Annotated in this window: 17 protein-coding genes and 1 pseudogene; 14 read left to right on the forward strand and 4 right to left on the reverse strand. The window is 61.8% G+C overall.

Translation table 11 applies throughout. From position 1 onward, the window contains the following. The first annotated feature begins 2 nt into the window (after nt 1-2). The 10 genes from nuoI (at nt 3) to SJ05684_RS04505 (ending at nt 9,933) form a co-directional block, all read left to right on the forward strand. Complete coding sequence (nuoI, locus tag SJ05684_RS04460; RefSeq protein WP_034854084.1) at nt 3-494, forward strand: NADH-quinone oxidoreductase subunit NuoI; 492 nt, start codon at nt 3-5, stop codon at nt 492-494. A gap of 145 nt (nt 495-639) precedes the next feature. Next, the gene (locus SJ05684_RS04465) at nt 640-1,254 is read left to right on the forward strand and encodes an NADH-quinone oxidoreductase subunit J (RefSeq protein WP_034854082.1); all 615 of its coding nucleotides are present in this window, start codon (nt 640-642) and stop codon (nt 1,252-1,254) included. A 27-nt stretch (nt 1,255-1,281) separates the two neighbouring features. Continuing rightward, on the forward strand, nt 1,282-1,590 hold the full coding sequence (gene nuoK / locus SJ05684_RS04470; RefSeq protein ID WP_034854080.1) for an NADH-quinone oxidoreductase subunit NuoK: 309 nt from the start codon (nt 1,282-1,284) through the stop codon (nt 1,588-1,590). Between the two features lie 7 nt (nt 1,591-1,597). Then, entirely contained in the window at nt 1,598-3,592 is a 1,995-nt protein-coding gene (nuoL, locus tag SJ05684_RS04475) for an NADH-quinone oxidoreductase subunit L (protein WP_034854078.1), read from the forward strand. Beyond that, nucleotides 3,592-5,103: an NADH-quinone oxidoreductase subunit M gene (locus SJ05684_RS04480; protein ID WP_034854076.1), complete on the forward strand. Its 1,512-nt coding sequence runs from the start codon at nt 3,592-3,594 to the stop codon at nt 5,101-5,103. The genes nuoL and SJ05684_RS04480 overlap by 1 nt, the downstream gene beginning before the upstream one ends. A 19-nt stretch (nt 5,104-5,122) precedes the next feature. Continuing rightward, nucleotides 5,123-6,565 (forward strand): NADH-quinone oxidoreductase subunit NuoN, encoded by a 1,443-nt coding sequence (gene nuoN, locus SJ05684_RS04485; RefSeq protein ID WP_034854074.1) that lies wholly within the window; start codon nt 5,123-5,125, stop codon nt 6,563-6,565. Continuing rightward, complete coding sequence (locus SJ05684_RS04490) at nt 6,562-7,329, forward strand: biotin--[acetyl-CoA-carboxylase] ligase (RefSeq protein WP_034854072.1); 768 nt, start codon at nt 6,562-6,564, stop codon at nt 7,327-7,329. The genes nuoN and SJ05684_RS04490 overlap by 4 nt, the downstream gene beginning before the upstream one ends. Before the next feature lie 26 nt (nt 7,330-7,355). After that, nucleotides 7,356-9,023 carry a ribonuclease J gene (locus SJ05684_RS04495; protein WP_034854070.1) on the forward strand — a complete coding sequence of 556 codons (1,668 nt, stop codon included), beginning with the start codon at nt 7,356-7,358 and terminating at the stop codon, nt 9,021-9,023. Nucleotides 9,024-9,057: 34 nt separating this feature from the next. After that, nucleotides 9,058-9,462: a methylmalonyl-CoA epimerase gene (gene mce, locus SJ05684_RS04500; RefSeq protein ID WP_034854068.1), complete on the forward strand. Its 405-nt coding sequence runs from the start codon at nt 9,058-9,060 to the stop codon at nt 9,460-9,462. 201 nt (nt 9,463-9,663) lie between these two features. Beyond that, nucleotides 9,664-9,933, forward strand: a complete 270-nt coding sequence (locus SJ05684_RS04505) for a DUF1467 family protein (RefSeq protein ID WP_034854059.1) — start codon at nt 9,664-9,666, stop codon at nt 9,931-9,933. A 181-nt stretch (nt 9,934-10,114) separates the two neighbouring features. Here the strand turns inward: SJ05684_RS04505 and SJ05684_RS29950 are convergent, their stop codons facing one another. Further along, complete coding sequence (locus tag SJ05684_RS29950; protein ID WP_162098807.1) at nt 10,115-10,423, reverse strand: hypothetical protein; 309 nt, start codon at nt 10,421-10,423, stop codon at nt 10,115-10,117. Nucleotides 10,424-10,880: 457 nt separating this feature from the next. On the opposite strand from SJ05684_RS29950, the gene proS reads away from it, so the two are divergent. Genes proS through SJ05684_RS04520 form a run of 3 tightly spaced genes read left to right on the forward strand, consistent with a single transcriptional unit; the run spans nt 10,881 to nt 14,242 of the window. Next, complete coding sequence (gene proS / locus SJ05684_RS04510) at nt 10,881-12,209, forward strand: proline--tRNA ligase (RefSeq protein ID WP_034854058.1); 1,329 nt, start codon at nt 10,881-10,883, stop codon at nt 12,207-12,209. Nucleotides 12,210-12,227: 18 nt separating this feature from the next. After that, nucleotides 12,228-13,538, forward strand: a complete 1,311-nt coding sequence (locus SJ05684_RS04515) for a lipoprotein-releasing ABC transporter permease subunit (RefSeq protein ID WP_034854056.1) — start codon at nt 12,228-12,230, stop codon at nt 13,536-13,538. A gap of 17 nt (nt 13,539-13,555) precedes the next feature. Beyond that, entirely contained in the window at nt 13,556-14,242 is a 687-nt protein-coding gene (locus tag SJ05684_RS04520) for an ABC transporter ATP-binding protein (RefSeq protein WP_034854054.1), read from the forward strand. A 35-nt stretch (nt 14,243-14,277) separates the two neighbouring features. On the opposite strand, the pseudogene SJ05684_RS04525 reads toward SJ05684_RS04520, so the two are convergent. Continuing rightward, nucleotides 14,278-14,591, reverse strand: a pseudogene (locus SJ05684_RS04525) (hypothetical protein). A 510-nt stretch (nt 14,592-15,101) separates the two neighbouring features. On the opposite strand from SJ05684_RS04525, the gene dnaE reads away from it, so the two are divergent. Further along, nucleotides 15,102-18,596, forward strand: a complete 3,495-nt coding sequence (gene dnaE, locus SJ05684_RS04530) for a DNA polymerase III subunit alpha (RefSeq protein WP_034854052.1) — start codon at nt 15,102-15,104, stop codon at nt 18,594-18,596. A 5-nt stretch (nt 18,597-18,601) separates the two neighbouring features. Here the strand turns inward: dnaE and SJ05684_RS04535 are convergent, their stop codons facing one another. Together SJ05684_RS04535 and SJ05684_RS04540 are read right to left on the reverse strand one after the other, a co-directional pair. After that, complete coding sequence (locus SJ05684_RS04535) at nt 18,602-19,825, reverse strand: L,D-transpeptidase family protein (RefSeq protein WP_034854051.1); 1,224 nt, start codon at nt 19,823-19,825, stop codon at nt 18,602-18,604. A 124-nt stretch (nt 19,826-19,949) separates the two neighbouring features. After that, the gene (locus SJ05684_RS04540; RefSeq protein ID WP_034854049.1) at nt 19,950-21,242 is read right to left on the reverse strand and encodes a DNA polymerase IV; all 1,293 of its coding nucleotides are present in this window, start codon (nt 21,240-21,242) and stop codon (nt 19,950-19,952) included. Between the last annotated feature and the right edge of the window lie 125 nt (nt 21,243-21,367).

Raw genomic sequence — 21,367 nt, forward strand, 5'->3', positions numbered from 1 at the left:
AGATGGCCGGTCTCTCCCAAGCGGTCAACTCGCTGTTCCTCAAGGAATTCGTCGCCGCGTTCATGCTGTCGATGCGCTATTTCTTCCGGCCGAAGGCGACGGTGAACTATCCTTTCGAGAAGGGCCCGATCAGCCCGCGCTTCCGTGGCGAGCATGCCTTGCGCCGCTATCCGAACGGAGAGGAGCGCTGCATTGCCTGCAAGCTGTGCGAGGCGATCTGTCCCGCCCAGGCCATCACCATCGAGGCCGGTCCACGTCGCAATGACGGGACGCGCCGCACGGTGCGCTATGACATCGACATGGTGAAGTGCATCTATTGCGGTTTCTGCCAGGAGGCCTGTCCGGTCGATGCGATCGTCGAAGGGCCGAATTTCGAATTCGCCACCGAGACGCGCGAAGAGCTCTACTACGACAAGGAAAAGCTTCTCGCCAATGGCGACCGATGGGAGCGGGAAATCGCGCGCAACATCGCAATGGACTCGCCCTATCGCTGAGGCCGTCCGCGTAACGGAGTATCGCGTCGCTCCTTAAGCGATGCGTGCAAAACGGGTTTGGGCATCGGCCGGGCGCAGGTCCGGCTTTGCCTCATGGAGTGCGGGCGAAGCCTTCACCCCAAGCAAGACGAAAAAGGCACCGATCATGGGTCTGCAGGTTCTTTTTTTCTATCTCTTCGCCTTCATCGCCGTGGCGTCGGCATTCATGGTCATTGCGGCGAAGAATCCGGTCTATTCGGTTCTGTTCCTGATCTTGACCTTCTTCAACGCGGCAGGCCTCTTCCTGCTGACCGGTGCCGAGTTCCTGGCGATGATCCTGCTGGTGGTCTATGTCGGTGCGGTCGCGGTGCTCTTCCTTTTCGTGGTGATGATGCTCGACATCGACTTCGCCGAATTGCGTGCCGGCGTGCTCGAATACGCGCCGATCGGCGCGCTGATCGGGCTGATCCTTGCGGCGGAACTGATCATCGTCGTCGGCGGATCGACCTTCTCGCCGGAGATCGCTCAGGCGGTCGCCATGCCGATCCCGGCGCTCGCCGAGCGTAGCAACACGGCGGCGCTCGGCGACGTTCTCTACACCCACTACGTCTATTTCTTCCAGATCGCGGGGCTCGTGCTGCTCGTCGCCATGATCGGCGCCATCGTGCTGACCCTGCGTCATCGTCAGAACATCAAGCGCCAAAGCATTCCGCACCAGGTTGCCCGCACGCCCGAGACCGCCGTCGAGGTGGTCACGGTCAAGCCGGGGCAGGGCATCTAATTCGGACGCGAGGTCGAGGACTACATCATGGAAATCGGAATTTCCCACTATCTGACCGTTAGCGCCATTCTGTTCACGCTGGGCGTATTCGGCATTTTCCTCAACCGGAAGAACGTCATCGTCATCCTGATGTCGGTGGAGCTTATTCTGCTCGCGGTCAATCTCAACATGGTGGCCTTCTCGTCGTTCCTGAACGACATCACCGGCCAGGTCTTCGCGCTGTTCATTCTGACCGTCGCGGCCGCGGAAGCCGCCATCGGACTTGCAATTCTCGTCGTCTTCTATCGCAACCGCGGCTCTATCGCGGTCGAAGACGTCAACATGATGAAGGGCTGACAGGGCCATGGATACCATTATCAAGGCTATCGTCTTCCTGCCTCTGATCGGCTTTCTGATCGCCGGCCTCCTCGGCACTCAGATCGGCGCCAAGGCATCCGAATATGTAACCAGCGGACTGATGCTCGTCGCGCTGGCGCTCTCCTGGCTCGTCTTCTTCAACGTCGCGCTCGGCCACGAAGAGATGCTCCGGGTTTCGGTGCTGCGCTGGATCCAGTCCGGCAGCTTCGATGTCGAATGGGCTTTCCGCGTAGACACGCTGACCGCGGTTATGTTCGTGGTCGTCAATACGGTCTCGACGCTGGTGCATATCTACTCGATCGGCTACATGCACCACGATCCGCATCGTCCACGCTTCTTCGGCTATCTGTCGCTCTTCACCTTCGCCATGCTGATGCTGGTGACGGCGGACAACCTCCTGCAGATGTTCTTCGGCTGGGAAGGCGTGGGCCTTGCGTCCTACCTGCTGATCGGCTTCTGGTATAAGAAGCCGTCGGCCAATGCCGCGGCGATGAAGGCCTTCATCGTCAACCGTGTCGGCGATTTCGGCTTTGCACTCGGCATTTTCGCGGTCTTCGTTCTCTTCGGCTCGGTCAATTTGGAGACGATCTTCGCAGCCGCGCAGAACTACCTTCCGGCAGAGGGCGCCGGGGCAGGCGAGGCAGTCATCAATCTCTTCGGCATGCAGCTCGGCAAGGCGGATGCCCTGACCGCGGCCTGCGTGCTGCTCTTCATGGGTGCGATGGGCAAGTCGGCGCAGTTCCTGCTGCATACGTGGCTGCCGGACGCCATGGAGGGCCCGACGCCGGTTTCGGCGCTCATCCATGCCGCAACCATGGTGACTGCCGGCGTCTTCCTCGTCGCCCGCATGTCGCCGCTCTTCGAGCTGTCGCCTGACGCTTTGACCGTCGTCACCGTTATCGGCGCCATCACCGCCTTCTTCGCCGCGACCGTCGGGCTCGTCCAGAACGACATTAAGCGCGTCATCGCCTATTCGACCTGTTCGCAGCTCGGCTACATGTTCGTGGCGCTTGGCGTTGGTGCCTATGGCGCCGCCATCTTCCACCTGTTCACGCACGCCTTCTTCAAGGCTCTCTTGTTCCTCGGGGCCGGCTCCGTCATTCACGCCGTCGACGGCGAGCAGGACATGCGTCACATGGGGGGCCTGCGCCGGCACATCCCGATGACCTATTGGATGATGTTCATCGGTACGATCGCGCTGACCGGCGTCGGCATTCCCGGCACGCTCTTTGGGACGGCCGGTTTCTTTTCGAAGGATGCGATCATCGAATCGACCTTTGCTTCGCACAGCGTCATTTCGGGTTTCGCCTTCGTGCTCCTGGTGGTCGCGGCACTCTTCACCAGCTTCTACTCCTGGCGTCTGACCTTCATGACCTTCCACGGCCGGCCGCGCGCGTCGGCCGACGTCATGCACCACGTGCATGAATCGCCGCAGGTCATGCTGGTGCCCCTCTATGTCCTGGCCATTGGTGCGCTCGTTGCCGGCTTCCTCTTCCACGATTATTTCTTCGGCCATCACTATGCCGAGTTCTGGAAGGGTGCGCTCTTCACGCTGCCGGAAAACGAGATCCTCGAGGAATTTCACCACGTTCCGCTGTGGGTGAAGTGGAGCCCGTTCGTCGCCATGACGCTCGGCCTCGTGACCGCCTGGTACATGTATATCCGCTCGCCGGAGACGCCGAAGTACCTCGCCGAGCAGCATCGCGGTCTCTACCAGTTCCTCTTGAACAAGTGGTATTTCGACGAGCTCTACGATTTCCTCTTCGTCCGCTCCGCCAAGCGCCTTGGCGTATTCCTCTGGAAGCAGGGTGATGGTCGCGTAATCGACGGCTTCGGCCCGAACGGTGTGGCGGCGCGTGTTCTCGACGTGACCGATCGTGTCGTCCGGCTGCAGACCGGTTACCTTTATCACTACGCGTTTGCGATGCTGATCGGCATTGCAGCGCTCGTTACATGGATGATGCTCGGGAGTTCCTTCTGATGACCGATTGGCCCGTACTTTCCGCGGTCACCTTCCTGCCGCTCGCCGGCGTGCTGCTTCTCCTGTTGATGCGGGAAGACAGCGCCTACGGCCGCCGCAACATCCTGAACGTGTCGCTGCTGACGACGATCTTCACCTTCGTCCTGTCGCTCTACGTCTGGTACCAGTTCGACAGTGCGAACCCCGGCTTCCAAATGATCGAGAAGCACGAATGGCTCGGCACCGGCATTTCCTATCACCTCGGGATCGACGGCATCTCGGTTCTCTTCGTGCCGCTGACGGCCTTCCTGATGCCCTTTTGCGTGCTTGCGAGCTGGGTCACGATCGAGAAGCGGCTGAAGGAGTACATGATCGCGTTCCTGATCCTGGAAACGCTGATGCTTGGCGTCTTCGTGTCGCTCGACATCGTGCTCTTCTACGTATTCTTCGAGGCAGGCCTGATCCCGATGTTCATCATCATCGGCGTCTGGGGTGGCAAGGACCGCGTCTACGCGAGCTACAAATTCTTCCTCTACACGCTGCTCGGCTCTGTCCTGATGCTGCTCGCCATCATGGCCATGTATTGGCAGGCCGGCACCACCGACATCACCGAATTGCTGAAGTATAGCTTCCCGCGTCAGATGCAGACGTGGCTGTGGCTCGCCTTCTTCGCGTCCTTCGCCGTGAAGATGCCGATGTGGCCGGTCCACACCTGGCTTCCGGACGCGCACGTCCAGGCGCCGACGGCGGGCTCGGTCATCCTGGCGGGTATTCTCCTGAAGCTCGGCGGCTATGGCTTCCTGCGCTTCTCGCTGCCAATGTTCCCGCTGGCCTCCGATTTCTTCGCGCCGCTCGTCTACACGCTGTCGGTCATCGCGATCATCTACACCTCGCTGGTGGCGATGATGCAGACCGACATCAAAAAGCTGATCGCCTATTCGTCGGTCGCGCATATGGGTTACGTCACGATGGGCACCTTCGCGGCCAACGTCCAGGGTGTCCAGGGCGCCATCTTCCAGATGCTGTCGCACGGCATCGTCTCCGGCGCGCTCTTCCTTTGCGTCGGCGTCGTCTATGACCGGCTGCATACGCGCGAAATCGCCGCCTATGGCGGCCTCGTCAACAACATGCCGAAATACGCCGTGGCCTTCATGGTCTTCACCATGGCCAATGTGGGCCTCCCGGGCACCTCGGGATTCATTGGCGAAGTGCTGACGCTGGTCGGCGTCTTCCGTGCCAACACCTGGGTTGCGCTCTTCGCGACCAGCGGCGTGATCCTGTCGGCCGCCTATGCGCTCTGGCTTTATCGCCGGGTGATCTTCGGCGCGCTGGAAAAGGAAAGCCTCAAGGCGCTGCTCGACCTGTCTGGGCGCGAGAAGCTGATCCTCTACCCGCTGGTAATCCTGACGATCTTCTTCGGGGTCTATCCGGCGCCGGTCTTCGATGCGACGGCGGCTTCGGTGGACCTGCTCGTCAACAACTACGCCGCGGCCCTGCAGGCAGCGCAAGACGTCGCGCTTTCGGCGCAATGACCACAGGACGTGATCGGACATGACTGCTGAAACCCTTATTGCAAGCCTGCAACTCTCGATGCCCGAGCTTATCCTCGCGATCGGCGCGATGGTGCTGTTGATGGTCGGTGTCTTTTCAAGCGAAAGGTCGACGGCGACCGTGACCGGACTCTCGGTTGCGGTGCTGATCTTCGCCGGGCTGTGGCTGGTTCTGAAGACGGGAGAGGGCGCGGCCTATGGCGGCGCCTTCCTTTCCGATCCGTTCTCGAAATTCATGAAGGTCCTGGCGCTGATCGGCTCGATCACCGTCATGGTGATGACCGTCGGCCATGCCCGCTCGGCCCAGATCGATCGGTTCGAGTTCCCGGTGCTTCTGCTGCTCGCCACCCTCGGCATGCTGCTGATGATCTCGGCCAACGACCTGATCTCGCTCTACCTGTCCTTGGAACTGCAGTCGCTCGCGCTCTATGTCGTTGCAGCCATCAATCGCGACAGCATCCGCTCGACGGAAGCGGGCCTCAAATATTTCGTCCTCGGCGCCCTGTCGTCGGGCATGCTGCTCTACGGCATGTCGCTGGTCTACGGGTTCACCGGCCATACCGGCTTCGACCAGATCGCCAACGCGCTGACCGCGGAGGGCCGCTCGCTCGGCCTCGTCTTCGGTCTCGTCTTCATCCTGGCCGGCATCGCCTTCAAGATCTCCGCCGTGCCGTTTCACATGTGGACGCCGGACGTTTACGAAGGTGCCCCGACGCCGGTCACCGCCTTCTTCGCCGCAGCGCCGAAGGTCGCGGCCATGGCCATGCTCGTCCGCATCGTCATCCACGCCTTCGAGCCGGTGGTTGCCGACTGGCAGCAGATCGTCGTCTTCATCTCGATCGCTTCCATGCTGCTCGGTTCCTTCGCGGCGATCGGCCAGCGCAACATCAAGCGTCTGATGGCCTATTCGTCGATCGGCCACATGGGCTACGCCTTGGTCGGCCTTGCCGCCGGCTCGATGACCGGCGTGCGCGGCGTGATCCTCTATATGCTGATCTATATGGTGATGACGCTCGGCACCTTCGCCTGCATTCTCGCCATGCGCCGCCGGGAAGGCGAGAATGTGGAAGGCATCGACGATCTCGCAGGTCTGTCTCAGACCAACCCTTTCATGGCGACGGTTCTGACGGCCCTGATGTTCTCGCTCGCGGGCATCCCGCCGCTTGCCGGCTTCTTCGGGAAGTATTTCGTTTTCGTGGCGGCGATCGAGGCGCAGCTCTATGCTCTCGCGATCATCGGCGTGCTCGCCTCCGTCGTCGGCGCCTATTATTACCTGCGTATCGTCAAGGTCATGTGGTTCGACGAGGCAAAGGGCGAGTTTGCCCGCACCGCCGGTGAATTGCGGCTCGTCTTCGGGCTGTCCGGCCTCTTCGTGCTCGGATATGTGCTGATCGGCGGACCGCTTGGCAATGCCGCGGAAGTCGCGGCGCGGACCTTCTTTTGACGCGCGGGCAGGGCGGCGGCCGGATTTCAGCTGAGGATTTCCGGCATGTTGCGCTCGACGAGGCGGTCTCGACCAACAGCGAGTGCCTGGCGCGGGCTCGCGCAGGGGATCCGGGCTTTCTCTGGATCACGGCGGAGCGCCAGACCGGCGGGCGTGGCCGGCGTGGCCGCGCCTGGTTTTCGGAGCCCGGAAACCTGTATGCGTCGCTACTGCTCGTCGATTCCGCTCCCGTCGAACGCCTGCACTCGCTGCCGCTCGCGGCGGCCGTTGCGGTTCACCGCGCGATCCGCCGGGTCATGCCCCCGGGTGGTCCGGAAGTTTCGATCAAATGGCCCAACGACATTTTGATCGATGGTCGGAAGACCTGCGGCATCCTGCTCGAAGGCGAGGGGCTGCCGGACGGACGTTATGCTTTGGTGATAGGCTGCGGGGTCAATGTGGCGGCGATGCCGAAGGAGGCGCTCTATCCGGTCACCTCGCTTCGGCAGGTGGGTGCCACGGTATCGCCCGTGGAGCTCTTCGCCCATCTCTTCGTGACGATGGCCGAGACGCTGTCGCTTTGGGACCGGGGTGCCGGCATAGCTGCCATCATCGATCAGTGGAAGGCGGCGGCAAAAGGCATAGGTCAAACCATCACCGTGAACCTGCCGGACCGATCACTTTCCGGGCGTTTCGTCGGTATCGACGAGGACGGCCGACTCCTGCTTGATGCCGGCGCCGGGGCGCCGCAGGCGATTGCAGCGGGGGACGTATTTTTCGGATGAACGAGGAACAGGGGCGCATAGCATAAATGGCGCAGGAAGAAGAACTGGTTTTCTTGCCGCTCGGCGGCGTCGGCGAGATCGGCATGAATCTCGGCCTCTACGGCTATGGCAAGCCTGGCAACCGCCAATGGATCATGGTCGATTGCGGCGTGACATTCGCCGGCCCGGATCTCCCGGGCGTCGAACTGATCCTGCCGGATATCTCCTTCCTTGCCGAAGAGCGGCGCAACCTCAAGGCCATCATCATCACGCATGCGCATGAAGACCATTATGGCGCCTTGAACGATCTTTGGCCGGGGTTGAACGTCCCTGTCTATGCCTCGCCCTTCACCGCCGGCATGCTCGAGGCGAAGCGCGATTACGAGAAGGCGCGCAGCGAAATTCCCGTCACGGTTTTCAAGTCGGGGGACCGCATCAATGTGGGTCCGTTCAGTATCGAGGCGGTCGGCGTCAACCACTCCATTCCCGAACCGATGTCGCTCGTCATCCGCACGCCCCTCGGCACCGTGGTGCATACGGGCGACTGGAAGATCGATCTTGAACCGTCGCTGGGGCCGCTGACCGACGAGACGCGCTTTCTCCAGATCGGCGAGGAGGGCGTGCTGGCGCTCGTCTGCGATTCGACGAATGCGCTGCGCGACGGCGTCTCGCCGTCGGAGCGGCAGGTCTCCGAGAGCCTGGCCAAGATCATCGCCGATGCCGAGGGCCGCGTCGGCATCACGACCTTCTCCTCCAATGTCGGCCGTATTCGTTCGGTCGCCGAGGCGGCGGAGGCCGCGGGCCGGGAAGTGCTCCTGCTTGGCAGTTCGATGAAGCGCGTCGTCTCCGTTGCAAGGGATCTCGGCCTGATGGAAGGGCTGAAGCCGTTCCTCGCCGAGGACGAATTCGGCTACATCCCGCGCGACAAGGTGGTCGTCATCCTGACGGGCAGCCAGGGAGAGCCGCGGGCCGCGCTTGCGAAGATCGCCCGCGATGAGATGCGCAATGTCGCGTTCTCGGCCGGTGACACCATCGTGTTTTCATCGCGCACCATTCCGGGCAATGAAAAGGCGATCAACGACATCAAGAACGGCCTGATCGAGCAGGGCATCCACATCGTCACCGATGGCGAGGCGCTGGTGCATGTCTCCGGTCACCCGCGACGCAACGAGTTGCAGCAGATGTACCGGTGGCTGAACCCCCGCATCGTCGTGCCGGTACATGGGGAAGCGGCGCATCTGACGGCGCATGCCGAGCTTGCGCGGCATTCCGGCATTGCGGACGTGCCGCGCCTGCGCAATGGCCAAATGCTGCGATTGGCGCCCGGTCCGGCGGAGGTGATAGATGAGACACCCCACGGCCGCATCTTCAAGGACGGCATGCTGATCGGCGACTTCGACGAGATGGGCATAGGCGAGCGGCGCAAGCTCTCGTTCGCCGGCCATGTTTCCGTCAATGTGGTGCTCGACAATCGCTATGATTTCCTGAACGATCCGGTGGTCGTGCCGATCGGACTTCCCGAGTTCGATGACGAAGGCGATGACATGTCCGACGTGCTCTATGACTCGGTGCTCGGTGCGGTGGAAAGCATTCCCCGTCCCAAGCGGAGAGATCTCGCAACCCTGCAGGAAGCGGTCCGGCGCGCCGTGCGCAGCACGGCCAACCAGGTTTGGGGCAAGAAGCCGATCGTCACGGTGTTCGTCACCAAGGTCTGATTGGCAGGCTGCCGCCGCGGAGGAGGAACGTCCGATGCTCGGAAGAGTGAACCACGTGGCGATCGCAGTGCCGGATCTGGAGGCCGCGGCCGCGAGCTACCGCGGGACCCTCGGAGCTTCCGTCACCGAGCCGCAGGCCCTGCCGGAACACGGCGTGACCGTCGCCTTCGTTACGCTTCCCAACACGAAGGTGGAGCTCCTGGAGCCGCTCGGCGATGCGTCGCCAATCGCCGCTTTCCTTGAGAAGAGCCCGTCCGGCGGCATGCATCACATCTGCTACGAGGTGGAGGACATCGTCGCGGCGCGCGATCGCCTGCTGCAGGCAGGCGCGCGTGTCCTCGGTGACGGAAACCCGAAAATCGGTGCCCATGGCAAGCCGGTTCTCTTCCTGCATCCGAAGGATTTCCAAGGGACCCTGATCGAGCTCGAAGAGGTGTGACAGTCGGGCGCGGCGGAAATGTTTGCGCCTTGGGCCGCAATGGCGCTATAAGGCGTCCAGTGCTCGATGGACGAGCGTATCGGCCCGATTCTGTCAGTTGGTAGGACGCACGGCGCGATAGCCGCTGCATCGTGAGCAAGACGAACCACCGCGAGAATTGCTGCAGGTCAGCTCGACCGCGTCTCCTTTCAGGGATGATGGATGTCCGCCTTTTCGACCTTTGCAGTTTATTTCATTATCTGGTGGATCACTCTCTTCGTGGTGCTGCCTTTCGGTGTAAGGACGCAGGCCGAGGAGAACGATGTGGTGCTCGGCACGGTCGAGAGTGCGCCTGCAAGGTTTCGTGGTCTGCGCGTCGTGTTGCTGACGACGATCGTCGCCGCCGCCATTCATCTCGGCTGGTATGTCCTGTCGGTCAGGCTCGGCTATGACCTGGATACGCTATTCGGCTTCATTGCTCCTCGGGGATAACTACGTCCATTCCCGTATCGACTCGAAATCGGAACCGGTTTCCGGGCGATGTAGAGGCGTTCGCCGGACCGAAAGCGCGTCGCGATCAAACGTACCCGTGCGACGCGCTTTAGGTCTTTGTTATCGTGCATGTCATTGCCCTGAAACCGCTGCACACTTCGGGCGACATGCATGAGAATTGTCAAAAAGCAAAAAGCATGCCGATTTCCGGTTGCTCGTGATGGTCAACGCCTTCGCGCATCGGCTGCAGGTGATCGCCTTGACAGACGGCTAAATGCCGTATTCTGCGTCGCTGCTTCGCCGGGCTGGAGCTAAAAAGCAAAAAAAAACAAGGCCAAGGCCTTGTTTTAAGTTTCGCGTGATCTTTAATCCGTTTCCGGCGGCAGCGAACAAGCGCGCCTAAGATCTTATCCTCCCAAGACTTGACCGCGAAATTCGGTAGGAATTTAGCTTTCCTGCCTGTTTTGTGGGCCGAAATTAGCTCAAACATTGGGCGCTGTCACCCGATTTTTTTGCATTTTTGCTACACTCAGGTAAATTTTTCCGGTTGACAGTCGCCGGTCTCCTCCTGTTACTAGCGTGCTCTTTTGACGCAGGCGAAGACGGTTACGGTGCCCGCAGGCGGGACCGGGGCCAATGGGCTTCTCCTCTCGGCGCCATCCGGTCTTTGAGGCGCCCAAATAGCCGCGGACGGCCCGAGTGGTCCGCATCACGGAACCCCACCGATTACGCTGGATCTTATGCCGTTCGGGCAGGGTTTTCTTCCGTGCGCGAAGCGGCTATGAACGCTTGACTTGAAAGCTTCCCGCCGACCGCCGACGGGAGACCAAGAGCCGAATTCAAAGCAGCGCCGCCTTTGCCCGGCACGGGCAATGGAGGGGTGAAGCCCAACGTCATTTCGCCCGAATCCATCGATAGTGCGAGATTCACCAGTTCTGGAACCTGTCATGCGCCTGTCCCGCTATTTCATGCCCATCTTGAAGGAAAATCCGAAGGAAGCGGAGATCGTTTCCCATCGTCTGATGCTGAGGACGGGCATGATCCGCCAGCAGTCGGCGGGCATCTACAGCTGGCTGCCGCTCGGCAAGCGCGTACTCGACAAGGTGAACGCGATCATCCGCGAGGAGCAGAACCGTTCCGGCGCGATCGAACTTCTGATGCCGACCCTGCAGTCCGCGGAACTCTGGCAGGAAAGCGGACGTTACGACGCCTATGGCAAGGAGATGCTGCGCATCAAGGACCGGCAGGATCGGCCGATGCTCTACGGCCCGACGAACGAGGAGATGGTCACGGATATCTTCCGTTCCTACGTGAAGTCCTACCGCAACCTGCCGCTCAACCTCTACCATATCCAGTTGAAATTCCGCGACGAGATCCGTCCGCGCTTCGGCACCATGCGCTCGCGCGAGTTCCTGATGAAGGACGCCTATTCCTTCGACCTCGGCCGGGAAGGGGCGGAACATGCCTACAACAAGATGTTTGCCGCCTATCTGCGCACCTTTGACCGCATGGGGCTGCGCGCCATTCCGATGCGCGCCGATACCGGCCCGATCGGAGGAAACCTGAGCCATGAATTCATCATCCTTGCCGATACCGGCGAGTCGGAAGTCTTCTGCCACAAGGATTTCCTCGGGTTCGGGATCCCGGGTGAGGGCACCGACTTCGATGACGTCGCCGGCCTGAAGGCGATCTTCGAGAAGTGGACTTCGCGTTATGCCGCGACGTCGGAAATGCATGACGAGGCCGCTTTCGGCGCCATTCCGGAAGCCGAGCGCCTGTCGGCACGCGGGATCGAAGTCGGTCACATCTTCTATTTCGGCACGAAATATTCGGAGGCCATGGGCGCCAAGGTGCTCGGCCCCGACGGCAAGGAGCACGTGGTGCACATGGGCTCCTACGGCATCGGCCCCACCCGTCTGGTGCCGGCGATCATCGAAGCCTCGCACGACGAAAACGGCATTATCTGGCCGAAGTCGGTCGCGCCGTTCGACGTCGTGGTCATCAACATGAAAACGGGCGATGATGCTTGCGATGCAGCCTGCGCCACGCTCTACTCGGATCTTGGTAACGCGGGATTCGATGTGCTTCTGGACGATACCGACGATCGGGCCGGGGCAAAATTCGCCACCGCCGATCTCATCGGCGTTCCGGTGCAGATCATCGTCGGGCCCCGCTCGATCGCCAATGGCGAGGTCGAGGTCAAGGACCGCAAGACCGGCGCACGCGAGACGATGACGGTCGAGGCCGCGATCAACAAACTGATCGCGGCGAAATAAGAGGCGAAGGGATCGAAGATGGCCGCGGCGACGGAAGAGCAAGCAAAGGCAGCCGCCCCGGCGGGCGCGTCTTCCAGCCGTCCCTTCTCCGCCTTCGAGCGCATGGTCGCCTGGCGGTACCTGCGCTCACGGCGGAAGGAGGCCTTCATCTCGGTCATTGCCGGTTTTTCTTTCACCGGCATCATGCTCGGCGTGGCGACGCTGATCATCGTCATGGCGGTGATGAACGGTTTCCGTACCGAGCTCATCTCGCGTATCCTCGGCATGAACGGCCATGTCATCGTACAACCGCTCGATGGTCCGCTCACCGATTATGCCGATCTTGCCGCGCGGTTCTCCGCCGTTCCGGGCGTGACCATGGCAATCCCGACCGTCGAGGGGCAAGTGCTTGCCCAGGGCATCGGCGATGCTTCGACGGGTGCGCTGGTTCGCGGCGTGAGGGCGGATGATCTCTCGAAGATGAAGTCGATATCGGAACATATCGTTTCCGGCGATCTCGTCGGCTTCGCGTCCGGCAGCGGCATCGCCATCGGGTCGCGAATGGCGGACCAGTTGGGCGTTACCGTCGGTGGCACGGTCACGCTGACCTCACCGAACGGCGACGTGACTCCGCTCGGGATGAACCCGCGCATCAAGGCCTACACGATTTCGGCGATATTCGAGGTCGGCATGTCGGAATATGATGCGACCATCATCTTCATGCCGCTCGAGGAGGCGCAGCTCTATTTCAATGCGGACGGGCTCGTTCAATCGATCGAGCTCTTCGTCGAACATCCCGATTCCGTCGACGATCTGCGCCAGCCGCTCGAGGAGGCCGCCGGCCGGCAGGTCTTCATCACAGACTGGCGGGATCGCAACAAGACATTCTTCTCCGCGCTCTCGGTCGAACGCAACGTGATGTTCATGATCCTGACGCTGATCGTCCTGGTGGCGGCTCTCAACATCGTCTCGGGCCTGATCATGCTGGTCAAGGACAAGGGCAGCGACATCGCCATCCTGCGCACCATGGGCGCGACTTCGGGCGCCGTGATGCGGATATTCTTCATGACAGGTGCCGCGATCGGCGTGGCGGGGACGGTGGCCGGCGTCGCGCTCGGGGTAATCGTCTGCCTGAACATCGAATCGATCCGCCAGTTCTTCTCGTGGCTGTCCGGGGCGACACTCTTCGATCCGGAGCTCTATTTCCTGAGCCAGTTGCCGGCGGACATGAATGTCGACGAGACCATCGCGGTTATCGTCATGGCGCTGGCGCTCTCCTTCCTCGCGACGATCTTTCCGGCCTGGCGCGCCTCGCGCCTCGATCCGGTGCAGGCCTTGCGGTACGAATAACAAGGACAAGAAGCGGAATGAATGCGCGCGTGGCACTGCAGCTCTCGGCCGTCGAGCGGCACTATGGCGAGGGCGACACCTTCCTGCCGATCCTCAAGGGCGTCGACCTGACGTTGCGGCGCGGCGAGACCGTGGCGCTGGTGGCGCCGTCCGGCACGGGGAAGTCGACGCTGCTGCACGTCGCGGGGCTTCTCGAACATCCGGACGGGGGCGATGTCATCGTGAATGGCATGGCCTGCAACGGCCTTAGCGACGACCGGCGCACCGCGATCCGCCGCAACGAGATCGGCTTCGTCTACCAGTTCCACCATCTCCTGCCGGAATTCTCGGCGCTGGAGAACATCATGATGCCGCAGTTGATCGCCGGCCTTGCGAAGGCGGAGGCGGCGGAGCGCGCAAGTGCGTTATTGGACTATATGCGCATTGGCCATCGCGCTTCCCACCGCCCGACCGAGCTTTCCGGCGGCGAGCAGCAGCGCGTCGCGATCGCTCGCGCGGTCGCCAATGCGCCGCTCATTCTGCTGGCCGACGAGCCGACCGGTAATCTCGATCCCGAGACGGCGGGCTATGTGTTCGAGGCGTTGGAAGCGCTGGCTCGACAGTCCGGCCTTGCGTCGCTGATCGCCACGCATAATCACGAACTTGCCTCGCTCATGGACCGCCGCGTGACGATCGAGGACGGCAAGATAGTCGAACTGGAATAACGGCTGGGCCGCATGCTAGGCGCTCCAGTCGCGAGTCAGGGTACGATGAGCCCGCCGCGACAGTCGAGTTCATAGGCCACTTCACCATCGACGAATATCGTCTCGTGCCCGGAGAAGTGGTCGGTCTCGCCGTCGCCGCGGTCGATCGGCTCGCCGTCGTGCCAAACGGTCTCCTGTCCGGCAAAGTCTGTTCCGCCGAAATAGCTGTAGAGATAGCGCCAGCTGCCGCGTTCGTGAGCCAAATCGTGGGAGCCGGGCGGCAACCCGCAAGCCTCGTACCGTCGCCGACATAGCAACACGCTTTCGCTTCGACGATGAAGTCCGTCAGTTCTCTGGTCATGATGAGCATCCCTCGATCCGCGCCGAGAATGGCGAAAGCAACCGTTCTTGCAAAGAACGAAAAGAGAAGCATGCGGGTTGCTGGCGAAGGGCTGGTTCGCTTCCGGATGTGGTTCGTCCTCGTGTGTCGTTCGAACGGCTTCGCTGTGAAGGTCCCCGCTGGGGCTCGGGGCCGCGGATGACTTGCACGCCGTCCGGTTGCGTTAACCATAGCCGATGAATAGCGGGCGTTTCATTCGCCCTTGCTTGACTATCGAACAAAAATGGAACAAAAGTAGAACAATAGCGGAAAGGAGCCATGTTATGACAGATTTCGTTCGTGATCTTGCTGCCTTCGCATCGATGACGCTCTTCATCGTGAGCGTTTCGGTGATCGCACTGGGCATGTGATTCCCTTCTTCCCCGGAATGCATCCCACCGGACTCGCCGGCTGAAAAATTCCCCGTCCCGGCTGCAAGACTGGACAGTCGGGACCGGAAACGGGATATGCTCCGCACCGGACAGGAATCGGAGTGCGACGATGGCAAATGGCGAAGGCACTGGGCAGGACATCACGGGTGCAGAGAATCCGCAATTCGTCCATCTGCGTGTGCACTCCGCCTATTCGCTGCTCGAGGGCGCGCTGCCGCTCAAGAAGATTCTTGGCAAGGCGGTTGCCGATGACCAGCCGGCGATCGGCATAGCCGACACCAACAACCTGTTCGCGGCGCTGGAATTCTCCCAGAAAGCGGCAGACGACGGATTGCAGCCGATCATCGGTTGTCAGCTCTCCATCGATATGGAGGACGAGGATGGCGAGCGGCGGGGGCACGCACAGCAGTTAGCGAAGCTGCCCGCAATCGTCCTCATCGCCGCGACCGAGGCCGGTTATGCGCGACTCGTCCACCTCGTCAGCCGCGCCTATCTCGACGGCGAAGGACACCAGGCGGCGCGGATCACGCGTTCATGGCTTGCTGATGGTGGAACGGAAGGGCTGATCGCCTTGACGGGCGCTGCCGGCGGCCCCGTCGACATCGCGCTCAAGGCCGGCTCGCAGCAGCTTGCCGAGTCGCGGCTCAAGGTGCTCTTCGCGCTTTTCGGCGATCGCCTCTATGTCGAACTGCAACGGCAAGGCAATTACGACCGGCGTCACGAGAGCCGCATGGTGGAGCTTGCCTATCGCAACGACGTTCCGCTCGTTGCGACCAACGAGGCCTTCTTTCCTTCGCCCGCTGACTATGACGCCCATGATGCCCTGATGGCCGTTGCCCATAATGCCGTCGTCTCGGACGACAGCCGGTTCCGACTGACGCCGGACCACTATCTGAAAAGCCGCAAGGAAATGGCGGCGCTTTTTGCCGATCTGCCGGAGGCGCTGGAGCATACGGTCGAGATCGCGCGCCGCTGCTCTTTCATGCTCAATACGTGCAAACCGATCCTGCCGCGCTTTACCGGCGGCTCGGACGATCCGGAGGAAGCCGAGCGCGCGGAAGCGGCGGAGCTGCGCCGGCAGGCGGAGGAGGGGCTAGATCTCCGCCTGGCCAAGCTCGGCATGGCGCCCGGCTACAAGGAAGAGGATTACCGCGAGCGGCTGGGCTTCGAGCTCAGCGTCATCGAGCGCATGAAGTTCCCGGGCTACTTCCTGATCGTTGCGGACTTTATCAAATGGGCCAAGGAGCATGACATTCCGGTCGGTCCCGGCCGTGGCTCGGGCGCCGGCTCGCTGGTCGCCTATGCGCTGACGATCACCGATGTCGATCCGATGCGCTTTTCGTTGCTGTTCGAGCGCTTCCTCAATCCCGAGCGCGTATCGATGCCGGACTTCGACATCGACTTCTGCCAGGACCGGCGCGAGGAGGTCATCCGCTACGTCCAGCGCAAATACGGACGCGAGCAGGTGGCGCAGATCATCACCTTCGGTTCGTTGCAGGCGCGCGCGGCGCTGCGTGACGTCGGCCGGGTGCTGGAAATGCCTTACGGGCAGGTCGACAAGATCTGCAAACTTGTGCCGAACAACCCGGCCAACCCGACCCCGCTGTCGAAAGCGATCGAGGAGGAGCCGCGCCTGCAGGAGGAGGCGGAGAAGGAGCCTGTCGTCGCCCGCCTGCTCGACATCGCGCAGAAGATCGAGGGTCTCTATCGTCACGCCTCGACCCATGCGGCCGGTATCGTTATCGGCGATCGGCCGCTGTCGCAGCTCGTGCCGATGTATCGCGATCCGCGTTCGGATATGCCGGTAACACAGTTCAACATGAAGTGGGTGGAGCAGGCCGGTCTCGTCAAATTCGACTTTCTCGGCCTGAAGACGCTGACGGTGCTGAAGACTGCCGTCGACTTCGTCGCCAAGCGTGGCATCGAGGTTGATCTTGCCAGCATCCCGCTCGACGATCCGAAGACCTACGAAATTCTCTCCCGCGGCGAAACGGTCGGCGTGTTCCAGGTGGAAAGTGCCGGTATGCGCAAGGCGCTGATCGGCATGCGCCCGGACTGTATCGAGGACATCATCGCACTCGTCGCGCTCTACCGCCCGGGACCGATGGAGAACATCCCGGTCTACAACGCCCGCAAGCATGGCGAGGAAGAGATTGAATCCATTCACCCGAAGATCGATTACCTGCTCAAGGAAACCCAGGGCGTTATCGTCTATCAGGAGCAGGTGATGCAGATCGCTCAGGTGCTCTCGGGCTATTCGCTCGGCGAAGCGGACCTGCTGCGCCGCGCCATGGGCAAGAAGATCAAGGAGGAGATGGACAAGCAGCGCGCCCGCTTTGTCGACGGCGCGGTTCAGAACGGCGTCTCCAAGCCACAGGCGAACCTGATCTTCGACCTGCTCGCGAAATTCGCGAATTACGGCTTCAACAAGTCTCACGCGGCCGCCTATGCCATCGTCTCATACCAGACCGCCTTTATGAAGGCGCACTATCCGGTCGAGTTCCTGGCGGCCTCCATGACGCTCGACATGTCGAATACGGAGAAGATCAACGACTTTCGCCAGGACGCCAAGCGCCTCGGCATCGAGGTGATCGCGCCCTCGGTGCAGACGTCGTTCCGTTACTTCGAGACCGGCGACAACCGCATCTATTATTCGCTCGCGGCGATCAAGGGCGTGGGCGAGTCGGCCGTCGACCATATCGTCGAGGTTCGTGGTGACCGATCCTTCGCGAGCCTTGAGGACTTCTGCCTCCGGATCGATCCGAAGCTTTTGAACCGGCGCGTCTTCGAGAGTCTGATCGCCGCCGGTGCCTTCGACTGCTTCGGCTACGATCGGGCCGAGCTCATTGGCGGGCTCGACCGCATCCTCGGCTTTTCGCAGCGTGCCCAGGAGAACAAGGTGAGCGGCCAGAGCGACATGTTCGGAGCCGGCGCTGCGACCGGTCCCGAAAAGATCGTGCTGCCGCCCTATACGCCCTGGCTCGCCTCCGAGAAACTGCATCGGGAATTCCAGGTGCTCGGCTTCTATCTCTCCGCCCATCCGCTCGATACCTACAACAAACTGCTCGAGAAAATGCGGGTGCAGACATTCGGCGATTTCTCCGCTGCGGTGAAAAAGGGTGCCACCGCCGGCCGGCTCGCGGGGACTGTGACATCGAAACAGGAGCGTAAGACGCGCACCGGCAACAAGATGGGAATCGTCGCCTTTTCCGACGCCTCCGGTCAGTTCGAGGCGGTCCTCTTCTCGGAAATCCTGCACCAGAACCGCGATTTGCTGGAGCCGGGCAAATCGCTGGTGATGACGGTGGATGCCGAGGAGCGACCGGAGGGCATCGGTCTTCGCATCCGCACGCTTCGATCGCTCGAGGAGGAATCGCTGCAGATGCAGAAGGCGCTGCGCGTTTATGTGCGCGATTCCGGCCCCTTGCGCTCGATTGCCTCCCACCTCAACACGAAGGGGGACGGCTTGGTTTCCTTCATCGTCATCAAGGATAAGGGCCAGCGGGAAATCGAGGTCGAACTTAGCGAGAAATACCGGATATCGCCGGAAATCGCCGCGGCTCTCCGTTCTGCCCCCGGCGTTCTCGACGTCGAGCTGGTTTAAAAGGGTCAGTCGTCGCTTACGGTGCGAGTGATGGTGACGAAGTCGGTTCCTTCACCTGTCTCCGTCCCGAATTCGGTGTCGGAGATCGAAAGCGAGGAGCCATTGGCGAGAAGGAACGCGATGCGCCGGCGGGCATCCTCGGGCACCGTGATGCGACCGAGCGTGCGCCTCAGGGCATTGAAGTCCAAGGCATCCGCATCGGTCGTAATCCCGAGGCGCTTCTTCGTGGCATTCCTCAGCACGTTGTCCAGGGAAAGACCGAACCATTCGCCTTCTCCGGATTGCGGGTCGAGCTCCTGGAACTGCAGAAAATGCGTCCCGAGCGCCAGTTCGGGCTTGTCGATTTCGACATCGGCTTCGAAGAGCGACTGAAAGGTCCGGCGCACGCGCAGGATCCCGTTCGGCGGTGTGCCGCGACCGGCCTTGCGGAAAACGGCCTGGAGCAGAGCCGGCGTGATCTCCCCATCAGCCGGCATGCCTTCGGCCGCCTGGAAGGCACGGATGGCGGCGAGCGTCGCGGGGCCGTTATACCCGTCCGGGACGCCGGCATCGTGGCCGAGCGTGGTCAGGAGCATCTGCAGGTCGCGCACGTTCTCTCGCGTCCCGCGTCGGGTAATCAGGATGCGGATCGGCGCTCCGTCGCGTTTGAAAGACGGCGGCGGGGGAGATTGTTCGGCCATCGCCACCTCGACGCTGCCGGTCGCCAGGTGGCTGAGAGCCGGGCGCAGGGGCACGTCGGAAAGAGGTGCCGCCGGCCGCGCCTGCTTCGGCTGGAAGAGCGCGTCGCTCCAAACCTTGACGGGGGCGACCTGCCGCTCGGATATGACCACATGCATGCCGCGTTCCGTTATCTTGAAAAGATCGGCGGCGAAGCGGCCGGGAAGCCGCACGCACCCGTGCGAAGCCGGATAATTCGGCACGTGATTGGAGCCGTGCAGGGCGATGCCGGACCAGGTCAGCCGCTGCATGAACGGCATTGGCGCATTGGAATAGATGTTCGACTCGTGGTGCCGGCGCTTCTCAAGGATCGAAAAGATACCCGTCGGAGTCCGATGGCCCTCTCTTCCGGTAGACACATTCGAGGTGGCAACCACTCTATCTCCATCATAGACGACGAGTGACTGCTGCTCGCGCGATACTACGATCTGCAATGGCGCCTTGCCCGCTGCCGTGGAGGGTGACGACGACATGACGAGGACGACGAGCCCTATCCTGAGAGTGGAACGCAAGACAAACCCTCATTTCCGATGGCGGCGTCTCCAAACGGCGCGCAGACCGTGACACACCGGAGTTGTCGAGCCAGGCTATCCTTCAATATTTAAGGAATTGAATCCTGGCGCCGGCTATCACGGGCTATTGATCGCGGCGCCTTTGGCCGAAGGTATAACCCGTCTCGACGCTGGTCTTGCCGAACCTGTCGTGCAGCTTGTTGATCGCCTCCTCGGCGGCCGCCCGTCGCGCTGCAGAGGGATCCACGAGATCCGGCGGATCGGCAAGGACGGGATCGCAAAGATCGCTGACGCCGATGCCGATCAGCCTGTATCTCGTCCCGTCGACTTCTCTCTCGAGCAATTGCAGGCCGGTGCGGAAAATCCGGTCGGCAAGGCGGGTGGGGCTGTCCAAGCGCCGGTTGCGCGTACGGGATCTGAAGTCGGCCGTCTTCAATTTCAGGACGACGGTCTGTCCGGCGAGTTCGGATTTGCGCAGCCTGAGCGCCACCTGCTCGCTCAGGCGCCTGAGATGCGGGATGAGTTCCTCCGGGCGAGACAGGTCGACATTGAAGGTCGTTTCCGAGGAAACGCTTTTTGCCTCTCCGCCAGTCTCGACGCTGCGTTCGTCCTGGCCGCGCGAAAGCCGGTAAAGCCGCTGACCCATCGTGCCGTAGCGGCGCATCAGTTCGGCCTCTTCCATCGTCTGCAACTGCCCGATCGTGCGGATGCCATCCCGCTCGAGCGTCGCGGCGAAGGCCTTACCGACACCCCAGATCAAGGTGACGGGACGCTCCTTCAGGAAGTCAACGGCTTCGGCCTGGCCGATGACGGAGAAGCCGCGCGGCTTCTGCAGGTCAGAGGCGACCTTGGCGAGGAACTTGCAGTAGGAGAGGCCGATCGAGACTGTGATGCCGACTTCCTGCTCGACGCGCCGGGCGAAGCGGGCCAGCGTCCGGGCGGGCGGGGCGTGATGCAGCCGGTCCGTGCCGCTCAAATCGAGGAAGGCCTCGTCGATCGACAGCGGCTCTACGAGTGGCGTCAGTTCCAGCATCATGGCCCTGACCTTGCGCCCGACACGGGAATACTTCTCCATGTCGGGCTTGATTACCACCGCCTCGGGGCAGGCCTCGAGTGCCTTGAACATGGGCATGGCCGAGCGCACGCCATGAATGCGGGCGATGTAGCAGGCGGTCGAGACAACGCCGCGTTTGCCGCCGCCGATGATGACCGGTCTGTCGGCGAGCTCCGGATTGTCGCGTTTCTCGATCGAGGCGTAGAAGGCGTCGCAGTCGATATGCGCCAGCATCAGCCCGTAGAGCTCGGCGTGGTGCAGGAGACGCGGACTGCCGCAGGTGCGGCACCGCCGGGCGAGGGCGGCCTGTTCCTTCAGGCAGTCTCGGCAGAAGCCCGGAATCGCTGCAGTGCTGTCTCGCATGTCTGGAACAAATGTTGAACGAGGTGACTTTACGCTCTACGCTACTGCATGATTCCTCAAACCGGAACCGATGTAAGGATAAATCGTGCAGCGAGTCAAAGCGCCACAGCGACCTTACTGCGTCT

This window comes from Sinorhizobium sojae CCBAU 05684, assembly GCF_002288525.1.
Lineage (GTDB): Bacteria > Pseudomonadota > Alphaproteobacteria > Rhizobiales > Rhizobiaceae > Sinorhizobium > Sinorhizobium sojae.

What these genes read in the sequence shown, in the direction of transcription:
- nuoI (WP_034854084.1), top strand. Translation starts at nt 3, where the DNA reads ATGGCCGGTCTCTCCCAAGCGGTCAACTCGCTGTTCCTCAAGGAATTC.
- SJ05684_RS04465 (WP_034854082.1), top strand. Translation starts at nt 640, where the DNA reads ATGGGTCTGCAGGTTCTTTTTTTCTATCTCTTCGCCTTCATCGCCGTG.
- nuoK (WP_034854080.1), top strand. Translation starts at nt 1,282, where the DNA reads ATGGAAATCGGAATTTCCCACTATCTGACCGTTAGCGCCATTCTGTTC.
- nuoL (WP_034854078.1), top strand. Translation starts at nt 1,598, where the DNA reads ATGGATACCATTATCAAGGCTATCGTCTTCCTGCCTCTGATCGGCTTT.
- SJ05684_RS04480 (WP_034854076.1), top strand. Translation starts at nt 3,592, where the DNA reads ATGACCGATTGGCCCGTACTTTCCGCGGTCACCTTCCTGCCGCTCGCC.
- nuoN (WP_034854074.1), top strand. Translation starts at nt 5,123, where the DNA reads ATGACTGCTGAAACCCTTATTGCAAGCCTGCAACTCTCGATGCCCGAG.
- SJ05684_RS04495 (WP_034854070.1), top strand. Translation starts at nt 7,356, where the DNA reads ATGGCGCAGGAAGAAGAACTGGTTTTCTTGCCGCTCGGCGGCGTCGGC.
- mce (WP_034854068.1), top strand. Translation starts at nt 9,058, where the DNA reads ATGCTCGGAAGAGTGAACCACGTGGCGATCGCAGTGCCGGATCTGGAG.
- SJ05684_RS04505 (WP_034854059.1), top strand. Translation starts at nt 9,664, where the DNA reads ATGTCCGCCTTTTCGACCTTTGCAGTTTATTTCATTATCTGGTGGATC.
- SJ05684_RS29950 (WP_162098807.1), bottom strand. Translation starts at nt 10,423, where the DNA reads ATGTTTGAGCTAATTTCGGCCCACAAAACAGGCAGGAAAGCTAAATTC.
- proS (WP_034854058.1), top strand. Translation starts at nt 10,881, where the DNA reads ATGCGCCTGTCCCGCTATTTCATGCCCATCTTGAAGGAAAATCCGAAG.
- SJ05684_RS04515 (WP_034854056.1), top strand. Translation starts at nt 12,228, where the DNA reads ATGGCCGCGGCGACGGAAGAGCAAGCAAAGGCAGCCGCCCCGGCGGGC.
- SJ05684_RS04520 (WP_034854054.1), top strand. Translation starts at nt 13,556, where the DNA reads ATGAATGCGCGCGTGGCACTGCAGCTCTCGGCCGTCGAGCGGCACTAT.
- dnaE (WP_034854052.1), top strand. Translation starts at nt 15,102, where the DNA reads ATGGCAAATGGCGAAGGCACTGGGCAGGACATCACGGGTGCAGAGAAT.
- SJ05684_RS04540 (WP_034854049.1), bottom strand. Translation starts at nt 21,242, where the DNA reads ATGCGAGACAGCACTGCAGCGATTCCGGGCTTCTGCCGAGACTGCCTG.